This is a genomic window from Actinoplanes sp. CA-030573 (genome assembly GCF_050951115.1).
In the GTDB taxonomy this organism is placed as follows: Bacteria; Actinomycetota; Actinomycetes; order Mycobacteriales; family Micromonosporaceae; genus Actinoplanes.
Window position 1 is genome coordinate 3694978 of sequence record NZ_CP192038.1, and the last position, 14571, is coordinate 3709548.

General features: G+C 72.0%; 11 protein-coding genes. 9 read left to right on the plus strand and 2 right to left on the minus strand.

Going from position 1 to position 14571, the window contains the following annotated elements:
- Positions 1-122 precede the first annotated feature (122 nt).
- Together ACQP2F_RS17225 and ACQP2F_RS17230 are read left to right on the plus strand one after the other, a co-directional pair.
- On the plus strand, positions 123-1244 hold the full coding sequence (locus ACQP2F_RS17225; protein WP_433305127.1) for a sialidase family protein: 1122 nt from the start codon (positions 123-125) through the stop codon (positions 1242-1244).
- Between the two features lie 34 nt (positions 1245-1278).
- Complete coding sequence (locus tag ACQP2F_RS17230) at positions 1279-2475, plus strand: cellulose binding domain-containing protein (RefSeq protein WP_433305129.1); 1197 nt, start codon at positions 1279-1281, stop codon at positions 2473-2475.
- Position 2476: 1 nt separating this feature from the next.
- Here the strand turns inward: ACQP2F_RS17230 and ACQP2F_RS17235 are convergent, their stop codons facing one another.
- Together ACQP2F_RS17235 and ACQP2F_RS17240 are read right to left on the minus strand one after the other, a co-directional pair.
- The gene (locus ACQP2F_RS17235; protein WP_433305130.1) at positions 2477-4618 is read right to left on the minus strand and encodes a multicopper oxidase family protein; all 2142 of its coding nucleotides are present in this window, start codon (positions 4616-4618) and stop codon (positions 2477-2479) included.
- Between the two features lie 157 nt (positions 4619-4775).
- A complete protein-coding gene (locus ACQP2F_RS17240; protein WP_433305132.1) occupies positions 4776-6068 on the minus strand; it encodes a LuxR C-terminal-related transcriptional regulator in 1293 nt (430 codons plus the stop codon).
- Between the two features lie 256 nt (positions 6069-6324).
- Between ACQP2F_RS17240 and ACQP2F_RS17245 the strand changes: the two genes are divergently transcribed.
- From ACQP2F_RS17245 to ACQP2F_RS17275, 7 genes are all read left to right on the plus strand, one after another.
- Positions 6325-7518, plus strand: coding sequence for a multidrug effflux MFS transporter (locus ACQP2F_RS17245; protein ID WP_433305134.1), 1194 nt, complete (start codon positions 6325-6327; stop codon positions 7516-7518).
- Positions 7519-7588: 70 nt separating this feature from the next.
- A complete protein-coding gene (locus tag ACQP2F_RS17250; protein WP_433305135.1) occupies positions 7589-9421 on the plus strand; it encodes a diguanylate cyclase in 1833 nt (610 codons plus the stop codon).
- 204 nt (positions 9422-9625) lie between these two features.
- Positions 9626-11992: a nitrate- and nitrite sensing domain-containing protein gene (locus ACQP2F_RS17255; RefSeq protein ID WP_433305138.1), complete on the plus strand. Its 2367-nt coding sequence runs from the start codon at positions 9626-9628 to the stop codon at positions 11990-11992.
- Between the two features lie 30 nt (positions 11993-12022).
- The gene (locus ACQP2F_RS17260; RefSeq protein WP_433305141.1) at positions 12023-12448 is read left to right on the plus strand and encodes a roadblock/LC7 domain-containing protein; all 426 of its coding nucleotides are present in this window, start codon (positions 12023-12025) and stop codon (positions 12446-12448) included.
- A 77-nt stretch (positions 12449-12525) separates the two neighbouring features.
- Positions 12526-12825: a DUF742 domain-containing protein gene (locus ACQP2F_RS17265; RefSeq protein ID WP_433307546.1), complete on the plus strand. Its 300-nt coding sequence runs from the start codon at positions 12526-12528 to the stop codon at positions 12823-12825.
- The gene (locus ACQP2F_RS17270; protein WP_433305143.1) at positions 12809-13396 is read left to right on the plus strand and encodes a GTP-binding protein; all 588 of its coding nucleotides are present in this window, start codon (positions 12809-12811) and stop codon (positions 13394-13396) included. The genes ACQP2F_RS17265 and ACQP2F_RS17270 overlap by 17 nt, the downstream gene beginning before the upstream one ends.
- Positions 13397-13494: 98 nt before the next feature.
- Positions 13495-14568 (plus strand): hypothetical protein, encoded by a 1074-nt coding sequence (locus tag ACQP2F_RS17275; protein WP_433305145.1) that lies wholly within the window; start codon positions 13495-13497, stop codon positions 14566-14568.
- The last annotated feature ends 3 nt before the right edge of the window (positions 14569-14571 follow it).

A 14571-nucleotide genomic window follows, 5' to 3' on the forward strand; every position in this document is an offset into this window, starting at 1 on the left:
GCGCGGCTGCGACGCGATGCGATCACGAGTATCCCTACGCGGTGAGACAATGACGAGTATCGATTGACAGTACCGTGTCCCACATGCAACATGATTGACACATATCGACGGGGGAGGTAAGCGTGCAAGATCGTCGAGCGTTCCTGCGGACCGGGGCCGTCACGCTGGCCGGGCTGACGCTCGGCGTGGCGGACCCGGCCCTCGCGGCGCCGGCCGGCCGGGGAAGACCGCATGGCGCCACGCCGTTCGGGCCGGTGGTGGTTGCCGATCCGGGGCCCGGAGCCGCGTACGCCCGAGCCGTACGGCTCGGCCGCTCACGCACCTGGCTGGCGACGTTCCAGCAGTTCGGGGCCCCGGGGTTCCCGATCTACCGGAGCGACGACGACGGCCACACCTGGTCCCGGCTGAGCAATGTGCCGAGCACCGGCGACACCTCCGGCGTGTGGCTGCAGCCGTTCCTGTACGAGCTGCCGCGGGCCTTCGCCGGATTTCCCGAGGGCACGCTCCTGTGTGCCGGCAATGCGCTCGGGAACTTCACCAGCACCAAGATCCAGCTGTACGCGAGCCGTGACCGTGGCGTCACGTGGACCTTCCTGAGCACGGTCGCGGAGGGCGGCGCGCCGATTCCGGAGAACGGCAACACGCCGGTGTGGGAGCCGTTCCTGCTGCTCCACAAAGACCGGCTCATCTGTTACTACTCCGATCAGCGCGACCCCCGGTACGGGCAGAAGCTGGCACACCAGAGCAGCCGGAACCTGCGCACCTGGGGACCGGTCGTCGACGACGCCGTGGGTGCGGACTACGACCAGCGCCCCGGCATGACCACCGTCGCGCGGATACACGAGCGGCTGTGGATCCTGACCCACGAGGCCGGCGGGAACTCCGGCGACAACTTCTACGCCGTCCACTACAAGCTGGCGAGGGATCCGGAGTCGTTCGGGCCGGCCCCGGACATCGTGCTGCACGACCAGGACGGCTACATCCCCTCGGCCGCGCCGACCGTGTCATGGTCGGACTCCGGCGGTCCGCACGGGACGATCGTGGTGACGGCGAACGGCGACCAGGATCTTTTCGTGAATCGTCATCTCGGCCATCCCCGCAAATGGACGCGGGTGTCCTCGGCCGTCCCCGGAGGCTACAGCCGGCAAACCATCCCGCTCGACCGTGGCCTGCTGTTCGTCATCACCGGTCCGAACTACGCCGAGAACGGTCCGATACAGGCCGGCGTCGTTCCCTTGAGCTGAAAGCCGCGGCTGTTTCCAGGGAGCGGAGGCCCCGATGAGAACAAAGACCAAGGTTGGTACGGCGTTGACCGCCGTCGTCGTCGCGGCCGCCGCGGCGCTCACCGTCGGCGCGTCACCGGCCGATGCGGCGGCCGGTGGTTCCGGGCCGTACCCCGCCGACTACGAGACCTCGCCGAGCCTGGCCAATCACACCATCTACCGGCCGTCCACCTTGCCGTCCGAGCGCATGCCCCTCTTCGTCTGGGGCAACGGAGGCTGCGCCGCCAACGGCACCGGGCAGATCAACTTCCTGCGGGAGATCTCCTCGTACGGCTTCCTGGTCATCGCCAACGGAGCGCCGAACGGCTCGGGATCCACCACGTCCTCGATGCTCACCCAGTCCATCGACTGGGCCGTCGCCGAGAACGCCCGGTCGAGCAGCAAGTACTACGGCCGGCTGGACACGAGCAAGGTCGCGGTCGGCGGCTGGTCGTGCGGCGGCCTCGAGGCGTACGCGGTCTCCAACGACTCGCGGATCACCACCACGCTGATCTTCAGCAGCGGGCTGCTGAACGACGGCGACGACTATCAGCTCAAGCGGCTGACCAAACCGATCGCCTACTTCATCGGCGGGCCCAGCGACATCGCCTATCCGAACGCCATGGACGACTGGGGCAAGCTGCCGTCCGGGCTGCCCGCCTTCATGGGCAACCTGAACGTGGGGCACGGCGGCACGTACGACCAGACCAACGGCGGCGAGTTCGGCCGCGTGGCGGTGCTTTACCTGAAGTGGCGGTTGAAGGGCGACCTCACCGCCGGCGCGAACTTCGTCGGCTCCGACTGCGGCCTCTGCCACAGCCAGTGGCAGGTCCAGCAGAAGAACCTGACGCTCGGCGACGGCACCCCACCGACCACACCGCCGGTCACGCCGTCCTCTCCGTCCGGCACTCCTGGGTGCACGGCAACCTACACGGTGCAGAACCAGTGGAACGGCGGATTCGTGGCCGGCGTCGTCGTCGCCGCGGGAAGCGCCGCGCTCAACGGCTGGCGTGTCACCCTCGCCCTGCCCGGCGGCGCCACGATCACGTCGGTCTGGAACGCCGTCAACACCGGCACGACCGGCACGGTCACGATGGCGAACCAGTCGTACAACGGCCGGCTGGCCCCCGGCCAGACCGCGAGCTTCGGGTTCCAGGGCACCGGAACAGGCGGCGGAGCGACCGCCACCTGCTCCGCGACGGTTTCGTCGTGACTCAGGCCGCACGGACCACGAACCGGCCCATCATCGCCAGGTCCTCGTGTTCGAGCATGTGACAGTGGAAGACGTACTCGCCCAGGTTGTCGTTGAACGTGGTGGCCACCGAGATGCCCTGGCCCTGCGGCACGAGGAAGGTCTCCTTCAGCCCGGCCTCCGCGGGCGGGACGGGTAGTGCGGCGCCGACCGTGGGGTTGCCGTTGGTGCCGGCCACCCGGAACCGGCTCAGCAGCCGCCAGTCGACGTCGTGCAGGTGGATGGCGTGCGGTGACGGCGACACGTTGAAGAACGTCCAGCGTTCGGTGGTGCCCCGCACCGGGTCGGCGTCGATCCGGTCCGGGTCGAACGTCTGGTTGTTGATGGTCCACCGGCCGTTCTGCAGGCGCAGGACGAACTGCCGATCCCGGGTCGGCGCCGGCAACGGCGGCACCGGGCGCAGCGTGGCGGGCACCGCGCTCGGGTCGGTGGGGACGTCCCGATCGACCCGGAACTGGATCAGTTCCCGCGGCGGGTTGCCGTTGGTGCCGGACGTGGCGGTGTCCAGCAGGACGAGGTTCTGCCCGAGGAGGCCGTTGAAGTCGACGACGACCTCGGCTCGCTCGGCCGGCTGCAGGGTGATGGAGGTGCGCGGAACCGGCGCCGGCAACAGCCCGCTTTCGGTGCCGATCTGGGTCATCGCCGCTCCGTTGCTCAGCGCGAGCGTCATCGGGCGCCGGTTGGCGGCGTTGAGGATCCGGAAGCGATACCGGCGGTCGGCCACGTCGAAGAACGGCTGCGGCCGGCCGTTGACCAGCCACGTGTTGCCCACCGTCCCGAACAGGCGGAAGTCGTACGGGATCTGGTTGTTCGCGTCGAACGTGCGGTCGGCGATGATCAGCGGCACGTCGAACTGGTCACGGGGCAGCGGCAGTGCCGAGTCCACGGCGTCGTCGAGGATGAGCATCCCGACCAGGCCGTTCCAGATGTTGCGCCCGGTGACGTCCATGCGGTGGTCGTGGTACCACTGCGTGACGGCCCGCTCGGGCGCGCCGGCCTCCACGTTGTCATAGACGTACGTGCGTTGGGCGTTCGGCCCGATCAGCTGGGTGTTCGGCTGGCCGTCCTCGGTCGGCCGGGAATGACCGCCGTGCTGATGGATGGTCACCTGGCCGGCGGCGGCCGGCAGGTTGTTCTGGAACGTGATGCGAGTGGCTTGCCCGCTCGGCCGCCGGATGATCGGGCCGGGGAACAGGCCGTTGTAGGTCCACATCTGCGTCGCCGGACCGGTGGGCATGATCTGGACGCCGGCCTGCCGCATCTGGATGGTGATGGTGGCGTCGGTGAGAACCGGCGGAATGTTCAGGGCCGTGCTGAACGGAACCACCGCGGCCGTGGCGGCCCGGCTGAGCGCGACGTTGCCGGCGACGACGAGAACGATCACGCCGGCCACGGCCACCCACCGGGTGCGTCCCCGACCCGGCCGGAGCGTGCCGCGCCGGCGTGCCAGGAAAAGAACGAGCAGCATCGGTGGCAGGGCGACCAGCAGGACGAGAAACGCATCCTGGACGGCGTACGCCGCGGCCGGCCGGCCCGGTTCGTCGAGCGACGCGTAGAACGGCGCGCTCATGGCGGCATGGTCGGCCACCGAGTGCCCGGTCCGGGCCAGCATCTCGTGATGCGCCCGGGCCACCGTCCCCGCGTCGGCGCCCGCGAGTGCGTCCTGCGCCTGCCGGCATTGCGCGTCGCTGAAGATCGGCAGGCAGGACGTGTCGTACCGGACGGCGGCGAGGTTGGGCTCGACCGCCGTCGCTCGCAGGGCCGCGCGTACGCCGCCGTGCAGCGGCGCGGTGAGCAACAAGAGCGCGGCGAAAAGACCGGCGGTCAGGGCTGCCTGCCGCCACAACCGCCACGGCCCCGGCGCGTGCCGGCCCGCCCACCAGGCCGCCCCGGCCACCGCGACCGTGGCCGGCGGTAGCGCGATGAGCGCGCCCGCACCCAGTTGCCGCAGGTCGCGCGGGGCCCCGCCGATGAGCACGTCGGGTGGCACGACCCACCACCACGCGGTCACGGCCACGGTGAGCAGAAGTGCGGCGAGCGTGATCGTGCCGAACCCGCCGGCCGCGCGGGGCCGGTGGTCCAGGTCTACCGGTGCGTGGTCCATGTCGTGCCGCCTTTCCGGCCCCGTGTGCTGACCACCGGCTCCGATCGGTCGGCGGGCACCTCCGTTCATCGAGGAGGGTAGATCTGCGCGGGGGCCGGGCGAACTAGCGAGAAACCCCCGGGAGGTGCGGTGCGAACCCCCCGGGTGGGTCACCCGGTCACGGCGGCTCCGGATGGAGCAGCCCCAGCGAATAGGCCCGCGCGAGCGCGGCGGCCCGATTGGCGACGCCCAGCTTGCGGAACAGGTGGCTCTGGGCGTTCTCCACGGTCTTCGCCGCGATGCCCAGTGCGCGCGCGGTCTGCCGTACGGTGCAGTTGCGTCCGATGCAGCGCAGGATGTCGTGCTCACGGGGCGTCAGGGTCGGGGTGTCCCCGGATCGATGAGCCATGGCGGTCCACAGCGATTCGGTGATCAGCGCGCCCGCCGCGGGATCCATCGCCATGTAGCCGGCGGCGACCAGTTCCAGGACCGGAATCAGCCGGTCCGCGACGTCTCCGGCGTGGATGATCGCCACCACGCCCTGCGACAGCGCGTACTCCACGAGCAACTGGTCGATCGCGCCGTCGTGGATCAGAACGGTCGACCGGCAGCGTCCGGTGCCGGGGCGCCAATGCTCGGAGGTGGGACCGGCCAGGACCCGGATCACCGGTCCCCGGTGCACCCTCGGCGGCCCGATATGGACGCCTCCCGAGCGTGGCGGCTCGCGGACGACCGGGAGCCGGTGTTCGATCAGTGTCCTCTGGACCGTGTCGAGCGTCGGGCCGGCCTGTCCGAGCAGCACCGCGAGCAACGGCCGGCCGGTGGTGGCCTGCTTCGCCGGTCCCTCGGTACGCGCCGGGGGAGTGCGGTCGATGAGCCCCATCCGGGCGGCCCGGGCGACCGCCTGCGCGGCGCTGGTGGCGTCGAGCCGGGCGTAGATCCGGCGGATGTGGCTGCCCACCGTGCCGGGGCTGATGCCGAGGATCCGGGCGATCTCGCCGGCCTGGTGCCCGGAGGCGAGCAGCAGCAGGATCTCGCGCTGGCGGGCCGTGAGCTCGTTCCCTGCGGGGCTGGGCGGGCCGGCGTCGGGAAGCCCTTGCAGTACCGACAGCAAACCGCGCAGGCCGCGCGAATACGGGACCGCGGCGGTGACGCCCGACCCTCGCACGGCCGCGTACTCGAGTGCGGTGGCGTGCTCGTACACCACGATCAAGCGCAGCCTCGGGCACCGGTCCCGCAGCACGTGCACGCCCGGCAACGTCTCGCCGACCCGCGAGGCGGCGTCGATCACACCGGTGTCCGGGTTCCGCAGCCGGGCCAGCCGCAGCAGCTGCCGTTCGTCCGAGGCCTGCCCGACAACCGCGAAACCCGGCACGGTCCCGATGGACGCCGACAGCGCGTCGCGACGGAGAGCGTCGGCCGAACAGACCACGATTCGGCTGTTCCTCGCGGCGCCCTCCGCCAGTGTCACCAGTCCATTCCATTCGGCGATCGCCGCTTGTCAATGCCGCGGCGGAATCGGTTCCCGATCGTGCAGTGCTCCGGCCGTCGTGACGTATGTCTCGGTTGGCCCGATCCGCGAATGTCGGTGGCCACACCGGGAAGGCTCCCTTACGGTAGCTGCGCGACCGCCTGAAGGGTGCTGGACCTTGACCACCGCGTTCGACCGTGTCCGTGCAGCCACTTCCCTCCACACCCGGACCCGCCGGCACTCGACGCTCGTCGTCGTGCTCGGACTCCTGACGGCGCTGGGCCCCTTCACCATCGATCTGTATCTGCCCGCCCTGCCCGCGATCGCCCACCAGCTGCACACCAGCGAGTCGGCGGTGCAGTTGACGCTGACCGGCACGCTGGCCGGCCTCGGCGTCGGCCAGCTCGTCGCCGGCCCCCTGTCCGACGCGCTGGGCCGGCGCCGTCCCCTGCTCGCCGGGATCGGCCTGCACATCGTGGCCAGCCTGTTGTGCGCCGTCTCGTCGGGCGTCGCGCTGCTGGGCACGCTGCGGTTCCTCGAGGGTCTCGGCGCCGCCGGAGCGGCCGTGATCGCCATGGCGGTGGTCCGCGACCGGTTCGCCGGGGACGCCGCCGCCACCGTCCTGTCCCGCCTCATCCTCGTGGTCGGCGCCTCCCCGGTCCTCGCTCCGACGGTCGGCGCCCAGCTGTTGCGCTGGACCGACTGGCGCGGAACCTTCGTCGCGCTCGCCGTCATCGGAGCCGGCACCGCGCTGTTCGCCGGGTTCGCGCTCCCGGAGACCCTGCCGCCGGAGCGGCGCCGTTCCGGCGGCGTGCGAACCACCGTCGCCGACTACCGCCGGCTGCTGCGTGATCGGGTGTTCGTCGGATTGGTGCTGGTCACCGGGCTGAGCATGGCGGGTCTCTTCGCGTACGTCGCCGGCTCCTCGTTCGTCCTGCAAGAGCAGTTCGGGCTCACCAAGCAGCAGTTCGGCATCGTGTTCGCCGTGAACGCCATCGCGCTGATCGGCGCTCCACAGCTCAACGTCGTGCTGTTGAAACGCTTCACGCCGTACCGCATCCTCCGCGCCGCTCTTGTCGGCGGCGCGGTGCTCGCCGTCCTGCTGATGATCGTGACGCTGACCGGCGTGGGTGACCTCCCCGCGATCCTGCTGCTCCTGTTCCCGGCCCTGGCGGCGGTGGGCTTCCGGGGCCCGAACGCCACGGCGCTGGCCCTGTCCCGGCACGGCGAGGCCGCCGGCACCGCGGCGTCGCTTCTCGGCGCCTTCCAGTTCGGCGTCGGTGGGCTGGCCGCCCCCCTGGTCGGAGTCCTCGGGAACGACGCCGTGGCCATGGTCGCCGTGATCACCATGGCGGCCTTCGGCGCGCTGGTCGTTCTGCTCGCGCTGGTACGCCCCGATCGCGTCGGCGACGTCCCCGCGCACGACTCCCCGGTGCCGGAGCTCGGCTGACCGACCGGCGGTAACCGCCCGGCAACCGCCCGGGACTCGATCCAGAACGCTCACCTGGTCAGATACCGTGGTGACCCTTTTGCGCAGCCGGTCCCGGACCGCCACGGCACCGGCGGCGGCGCGTACGCCGGGGTCGCTCGCCTGGGCCGCCTGGTGCCTCGTGGCCTCCGTGCCGGCGGTGTTCCACTTCCTGATCCCGGCCTCGCACGCCGTCGCGCAGGCGGTGTGCTACTGCCTGGTGAGTGTGGGCGGGGCGATCGCGGTGGCGGTGGGCATCAAGCTGCACCGGCCGACGGCTGGAGCCGTCTGGTGGCTGCTGGCGGCCGGCCAGCTGCTGTACGTCGGCGGTGACGTCGCGTACTTCGCGGCCACCACCGAGGGCGACACCAACTATCCCGTCCTGGCCAACCTGCTCTACCTCGCGCAGTACGTCTTCGTCGCCGCCGCGCTGGTGTTGCTGGGCCGCCGGCGCTCGCCGCGGCGCAACACCGCCGCGCTGGTCGACACCGCGATCCTGGCGGTGGCCGCCGCGGTGCTCTGGTGGGTGTTCCTGATCCACCCCGCCGTCGCCGCGCCGGGCTTCTCCGCCCTGGACCGGGTGGGGGCCACCATCTACCCGGTCATGGACCTCTGCCTGCTCACCGTGGCGATCCGGCTGCTGCTCGGCGGCGGCGCCCGGCAGCGGTCGTACCAGCTGTTGCTGATGTTCCTCGGCCTGACGCTTCTCGCCGACACCGCTTACGGCCTGCTGAGCCTGCACGGCGTCTACGAGATCGGCGGCTGGTCCGACGCGGTGTACCTGACCAGCTACGTCGTGCTCGGCGCGGCGGCGCTGCACCCGTCGATGCGACAGATGACGGAGCCGGTGGAAGGCCGGTCGGGTGCGACGCTGTACCGCATGGTGCTGCTGGCGATCGCCACGTCGATGGCTCCCGCCGTGTTGATCGTGCAGAACCTGCGTCACGCCGGGAGCTCGGACCTGGTCGTGGTCGCCGCCTCGGCGGTGCTGTTCCTGCTGGTGCTCACCCGCATGGCCGGCCTCATCTCGGCGCAGCGCAGGATCGCCATGGCCGACGGCCTCACCGGCGTCTACACCCGCCGGTTCCTCTCCGAGGCGCTGCGCGCCGAGAGCGAGCGGGCGGTCCGGCACGGCGGCACGGTCGCGATGCTGCTGACGGACGTGGACCACTTCAAGAACATCAATGACACGTACGGGCACCCGGCCGGCGACCAGGTCTTGCGGGAGGTCGCCCGCCGGCTGCGGGACACCTGCCGCAGCAGCGACGTGGTCGCCCGGTTCGGGGGCGAGGAGTTCGCCGTGCTCGTGACCGGCGAGGTCCCGGACGGCCTGTGCGCGCTGGCCGAGCGCCTGCGGGAGCAGATCGCCGGAGCGCCGGTGCTGGTCGACGGCAGTACGGCGATCGCGGTGACCGTTTCGGTCGGTGCCGCCGCCCTGCCGGGTTCGGCGTCCACCGAAGAGCTGCTCAGCGCGGCCGACGCCGCGCTGTACGCGGCCAAGCGGGGCGGCCGCAACCGGGTCGTCATGAACGATCCGGAGCGAACCGCCCCGGCCACGCCGATCAGCGGTGACGCCGCCGACGTCGACCGGCAGATCCAGCGCTGGACCGTCGCGGTGAGTGAGGTCCTACGCCGTCACGCCGCGGACCCGGGCATCCCCACCAGCATGGTGGCGGGCGTCTGCGCCGCCTGGGCGCTCATGCGCACCGCCGGCGCCGGCCGACCGGGCCTGTCCGCCGAGCAGGCCCGGGACGAATTGCTGCGCTGCCGCGGGTTGCAGTTCCATCCCGACGTGGTCGACGAGTTTCTCGCACTGGAAACCGCCGGCGTGATCGGCACGCCGGCAACCGGAACGCCTCCGCGGCCGGCCGCGACGCTCGGCTAGCGCGAACCGATCCAAGCGCACGGAGACTGCAAAAAAGTCGGACCGAACTCTTGACCATGAACATCGTGACGCAGATTCTGGTTGTCGATCAGCGGAGAGTGATTCTTCCTGATCGTTCGGCGGTTCGCGTGGCTTCCCGGGGGTGCCGCAGATCCGGTTGTGTGCACGAGCACACGGGAGAAGGCCTGCAGAGGAGTTGATCGTGTGCCTGCCCACGACGAGGGTGCCGCGCCGGCACGCCGGCGCCGCACCGGCGCCGGCGTCATCCCGCGCCTGCGAACCGGCCGCCGCGCCGGCGCCGTCCCCGGCCGCATCGCGCGCGCCCTGGCACGCCACCGCACCGGTGGCACGATCCGCGCCCGGATCGCCCGCACGCTGGCCCTGCCGGTGGCCGCCACGCTGGTCCTGCTGGGTGTCATCGCGGTCGGGGAGATCCACAACTACCGCACGGCGGCGCAGACCGACCGCGCCGTCACGCTCGATCTCACGGTGCTCGACCTGGTCGACGCCCTGCAGACCGAGCGGGGTCTCGCGGTCGGGCTGCTCGGCGGCGCCACGATCTTCCGCGCCCAGCTCGCCCCGGCCCGCCAGACGGTCGACCGGCAGCGCGCCGCCGTCGAGGACCTGACCGACCGGGGCGGCGAGGTCGAGGACCGGGTCGCGGCGGTGATCGCCCGCCTGGACGGCCTCGCCGCGATCCGTGCCACCACCGACACCGGGGCCGGCGCCCGCGACGCCACGGCCGCCTTCTACACCGACCTGATCAGGCGCCTCATCAATGTCGACTTCGGCGTCGGCGGCGTCGACGACAGCGACCTGCGCCGCGCGTACGCCACGCTCAGCATGTTCAACGTGGCCAAGGAGTCCGCCGCCCAGGAACGCCTGCTTCTGGCCGGCGTCTTCGCGGCCGGCCGGTTCGGTCCCGGCGAGTTCGTCCAGTTCGTCGCGGCGAAGTCGGCCCGCGACTCCGCGGTGCTGGCTTTCAACCAGTACGGCAACCCGGCCGCCATCGAGGGGCAGCGGCAGGTGCTGAACACTCCCTCCGGCAAAAAGATCGTCGCGATGGAGAACGCCGCGCTGGCCGCGGCCGACGGCCGTGCCCTGAAGGTCGACCCGAGCGCCTGGTGGACCGCGTCCGGCGAGCTGCTCGGCGTGCTGCTCAACGCCGGCAAGGCGATGGGCACCGGCGCGCAGGAGACCGCCGCCTCGATCAAGGACCGGGCCGTGCAGCGGCTCGGCGTGCTCGGCGCCGCGGTGGTGCTGTGCCTGGCCGGCGCCGTCTACCTGGCCGCCGTGGCGTCCCGCTGGCTGGCCCGGCCGCTGGCCGCTCTGGCCGAGGAGGCCGGCCGGATCGGCGCCGAGTCGCTGCCCGAGGCCGTGCACCGGGCCACCGCGGGTGGTCAGGACACCCGTCCGCCGCCGGTCCGGGTGACCCCCGACGCCAGTGACGAGGTGCGTCAGGTGGCCGATGCGCTGGAGCGGGTGCAGAGCACCGCGTACGCGCTGGCCACCGAGCAGGCCCGGCTGCGTCTCGCCACCGCCGAGTCGCTCGCCAACCTCGGCCGGCGCAACCAGAACCTCGTCCGCCGCCAGCTCGGGTTCATCACCCGGCTGGAAGGCGAGGAGACCAGCCCCACCGGCCTGGCCAACCTGTTCGAGCTCGACCACCTGGCCACCCGCATGCGGCGGAACGCGGAGAGCCTGCTCGTGCTGGTCGGTGCGGCGAGCCCGCGGCAGTGGGCCGAACCGCTGCCGATCTCCGACGTGATCCGGGCCGCGATCAGCGAGGTGGAGGAGTACCGCCGGGTGACGCTGCGACGGGTCGACGACGTGCTCGTCGACGGCTCGGTGGTGGGCAGCGTGGCGCACATGCTCGCCGAGCTGATCGAGAACGGCCTGGTCTTCTCGCCGCCGGACATGGACGTGGAGATCCACGGCCGGGTGGTCGGCGGCGGCTATCTCATCGCGGTCATCGACTCCGGCATCGGCATGACCCCGGCCGACATGGACCGTGCCAACCGGCGGCTGCGCGGCGACGGCGACTTCATCACCGCGCCGGCCCGCTACCTCGGCCACTTCGTGGTGGGCCGCCTCGCCGCCGAGACCGGCGTCCAGGTGGAGCTCACTCCGTCGCCGGTGACCGGGGTGACCGCGCGGGTGGCGCTGCCGGCCGCGCTCATCAGCGAGCGGGCGCCGATCGCTCCCGCCGATCGGGGACCACGCCCCGCGCCGCACGCCACCGTGGCGATGGCTCCTTCGGTCGCCTCCCGCGGTCTCCCCCCGGCGCCGGGGGTGCAGAACGTGCCGCTGCGCTCCGACACGATCGAGTTCATCGTGGTGCCGGACGGTGACTCGGCCGAGGGGGCGCCGGGCGACGCCGGACACACCCCCAACGGTCTGCGCAAGCGAAGCCCGCGCCGGAAACGCGCCGGCAGCCCGCCGCCGGAGCCGGTGGAGATGCGTCCCGCGCCGGCGGTCATCACCGACACGCCCGAGGCGGTCCGCGACCGGCTCACCGCGTTCCGGTCGGGTGTGCTGCGGGCCGGGGCGGACAACGGGGGACGGCCGTGACCGGCCGGCGACAGGAGACGGGAAGGAACCATGAGCGTTGACGCTTCCGCCGACCGCCATCAGTTCAACTGGCTGCTCGGCAACTTCGTCCACGGGACCGACGGCGTACGCGATGCCGTGGCGGTCTCCTCGGACGGACTGCTGATCGCGGCGTCGGACGGGCTGGACCGGGCCGAGGCGGACCAGTTGGCCGCGATCGTGTCGAGCCTGGCCAGCCTGGCCCGCAGCGCGTCCCGCCGATACGACTTCGACGGGCTGAAGCTCATCATGATCGAGATGCGCCGAGGGTTCCTGCTGGTGTCGCAGATCTCCGGTGGCAGCGTCCTCGGCGTGGTCGCCGGCAGCGACTGCGACCTGGGCCTGGTGGGCTTCGAGATCTCCACGCTGGCCGATCGGTTCGGCGCCCTGCTCACGCCGGCGCTGATCGCCGAGTCCCGGCGGCACCTGCCGCGATGACCGACGACAGGTGGCCGCACGCGGGGCACCGGCCGCCCCCGCGGCGGTACGACGAGGACCCGGTCGTGCGCCCGTTCATGCTCACCGGCGGGCGAACCCGGCCGGTGCAGGACGGGCTGCGCATCGAGACCCAGCTGCTGGCGTTGCCGGCGGCGCTGTCCGCACCGCTGCGTTTCGAGTCGCGCCGGATCGTGGAGCTGTGCCAGCGTCCGATGTCGCTGGCCGACCTCTCGGCGGCGCTCGCGGCGCCGCTCGGCGTGGTCCGGGTCATCGTCGGAGACCTGCTCACCGACGATTACCTCCGGATCGAGGAACAGCCGGACCAGCTCTCCGTCAGCCTGATCGAAAGGATCCGGGATCGTGTCCGCGCTCTCTGACCAGATGGCACCCCCGATCGCGGTCAAGATCGTGATCAGCGGCGGTTTCGGGGTGGGCAAGACGACGTTCGTCGGTGCGATTTCGGAGATCGAGCCCCTGGTCACCGAGGCCGAGCTCACCGAGCGGTCGATCGGCGTGGACGACACGTCGGCCGTGTCCGGGAAGACCACCACGACCGTGGCGCTCGACTTCGGCCGGATCACCCTCGACGACGCCCTGCTGCTCTATCTGTTCGGCACCCCCGGGCAGGACCGGTTCGCGTTTCTCTGGGACGACCTGGTCGACGGGGCACTCGGCGCGATCGTGCTCGTCGACACGCGCCGGGTGGAGGACTCGTTCCCGGCGATCGACTACCTCGAGGAGAACGACATCCCGTTCATCGTCGGGGTGAACCGCTTCGACGGGGGACGGCGCTTCGACCTGGCCGAGGTGCGCGACGCGCTCGGCGTCGACGCCACCGTGCCGATCCTGGAGTGTGACGCCCGGCAGCGGGAGTCGGTGAAGGACGTCCTGGTCGCGCTGACCGAGGAGGTGCTGACCAGGAGGCTGGGGCACGCGCCGGCCTGGTGACGCGGACCGGCGGACCGGCCCGCCGGTGTCGTCGAGGGCGCGCGCTGACGGGCTAGCATGTCGGGTGCCCGCGGACGCCGGGCCGGGGGGAGGCGACGGTGAGCGGCTGGCGTGGTCGGCCCCGGACGCTGAGCTTGGCGGCGGCGCTGCTGGTCAGTGGGGTGTTGCTGGCCGCGCCGTCGACGGGGCAGGCGCAGGCGCCGCCACCGCTGACCGCGGCCCAGGCGTGGCCGCACGCGCTCCGCGGCACCATTCCCGCCGCGCTGCCGGACGGGACGGCGTACGAGCCGATCCTGTTCCTGGATGCGCAGACGTCGGTGGGCACCGCGCGGAGCCGGGACGGCAAGAATCTGCGGCTGCTTCTGCGCCGTGCGGATGGCACGCTGCGGCAGCTGCGCAGCGCGCCGACCGCGCTCGACCCGTCCTTCCCGGTCGCCGCGGCCGCGGGCAGCGTGCTGGTCTGGGCGGCCGGCACGCGCCGCGGGCACGAGTTGTGGAGTGCCGACCTGAGCACCGGTGCCGCCCCGCGACGGCTGACGGCAGATGTGGGCGACGCGCGTTTCTACCAGTCGCAGTACGACCTGGTGATCGCCGACGGCCAGGTCCATTGGGCGGCGGCCGGGACGGGGGACGTCACCGAGATGCGGTCGGTGTCGCTGGCCGGCGGGCCGGTGGCGGTGCGGGAGCAGCCGGGCGTGTGGGCGAACTCGGCCTGGCCGTGGATCGTGAACGGCGTGACCGCCGCCTCCGGCGCGACCCAGCTCCTCAATCTGCGCACCGGGCAGACGCGGCCGGCGCCGAGCTCGGCGCGGGCTGTGACGGCGTGCAGCCCGGTGTGGTGCCAAGTCGTGTCGCTGACCAAGACGGGCGACAGCCGCATCGAAGTCACGCACCCGGACGGCAGCGCGCGCCGCACGGCGGCCGAAGGGACGGCGGCGACGGTCATCGCCGACCCGGTGGTCCTGGACCGCTTCGAGGTCCTTTCGCAGCAGACCGGCACCTCGGATCTGACGGGCGACATCCAGTTGCTGGCCTACGACGTGCGCACGCGCAGCCTGATCGAGGTGAGCCCGGACGCGTTCGCGGTCTCCTACCGGGCCGGGGTGCTGTGGTGGTCCACCGGCAGTCCGGACTCGTTCGTGCGCCACGCCCTCGACCTGCGCACCGTCTGAAGG

Bases quoted from the DNA above. Each gene is read 5' to 3' on its own strand.
- ACQP2F_RS17230 (WP_433305129.1), top strand. From the start codon at position 1,279: ATGAGAACAAAGACCAAGGTTGGTACGGCGTTGACCGCCGTCGTCGTC.
- ACQP2F_RS17235 (WP_433305130.1), bottom strand. From the start codon at position 4,618: ATGGACCACGCACCGGTAGACCTGGACCACCGGCCCCGCGCGGCCGGC.
- ACQP2F_RS17260 (WP_433305141.1), top strand. From the start codon at position 12,023: ATGAGCGTTGACGCTTCCGCCGACCGCCATCAGTTCAACTGGCTGCTC.
- ACQP2F_RS17265 (WP_433307546.1), top strand. From the start codon at position 12,526: ATGCTCACCGGCGGGCGAACCCGGCCGGTGCAGGACGGGCTGCGCATC.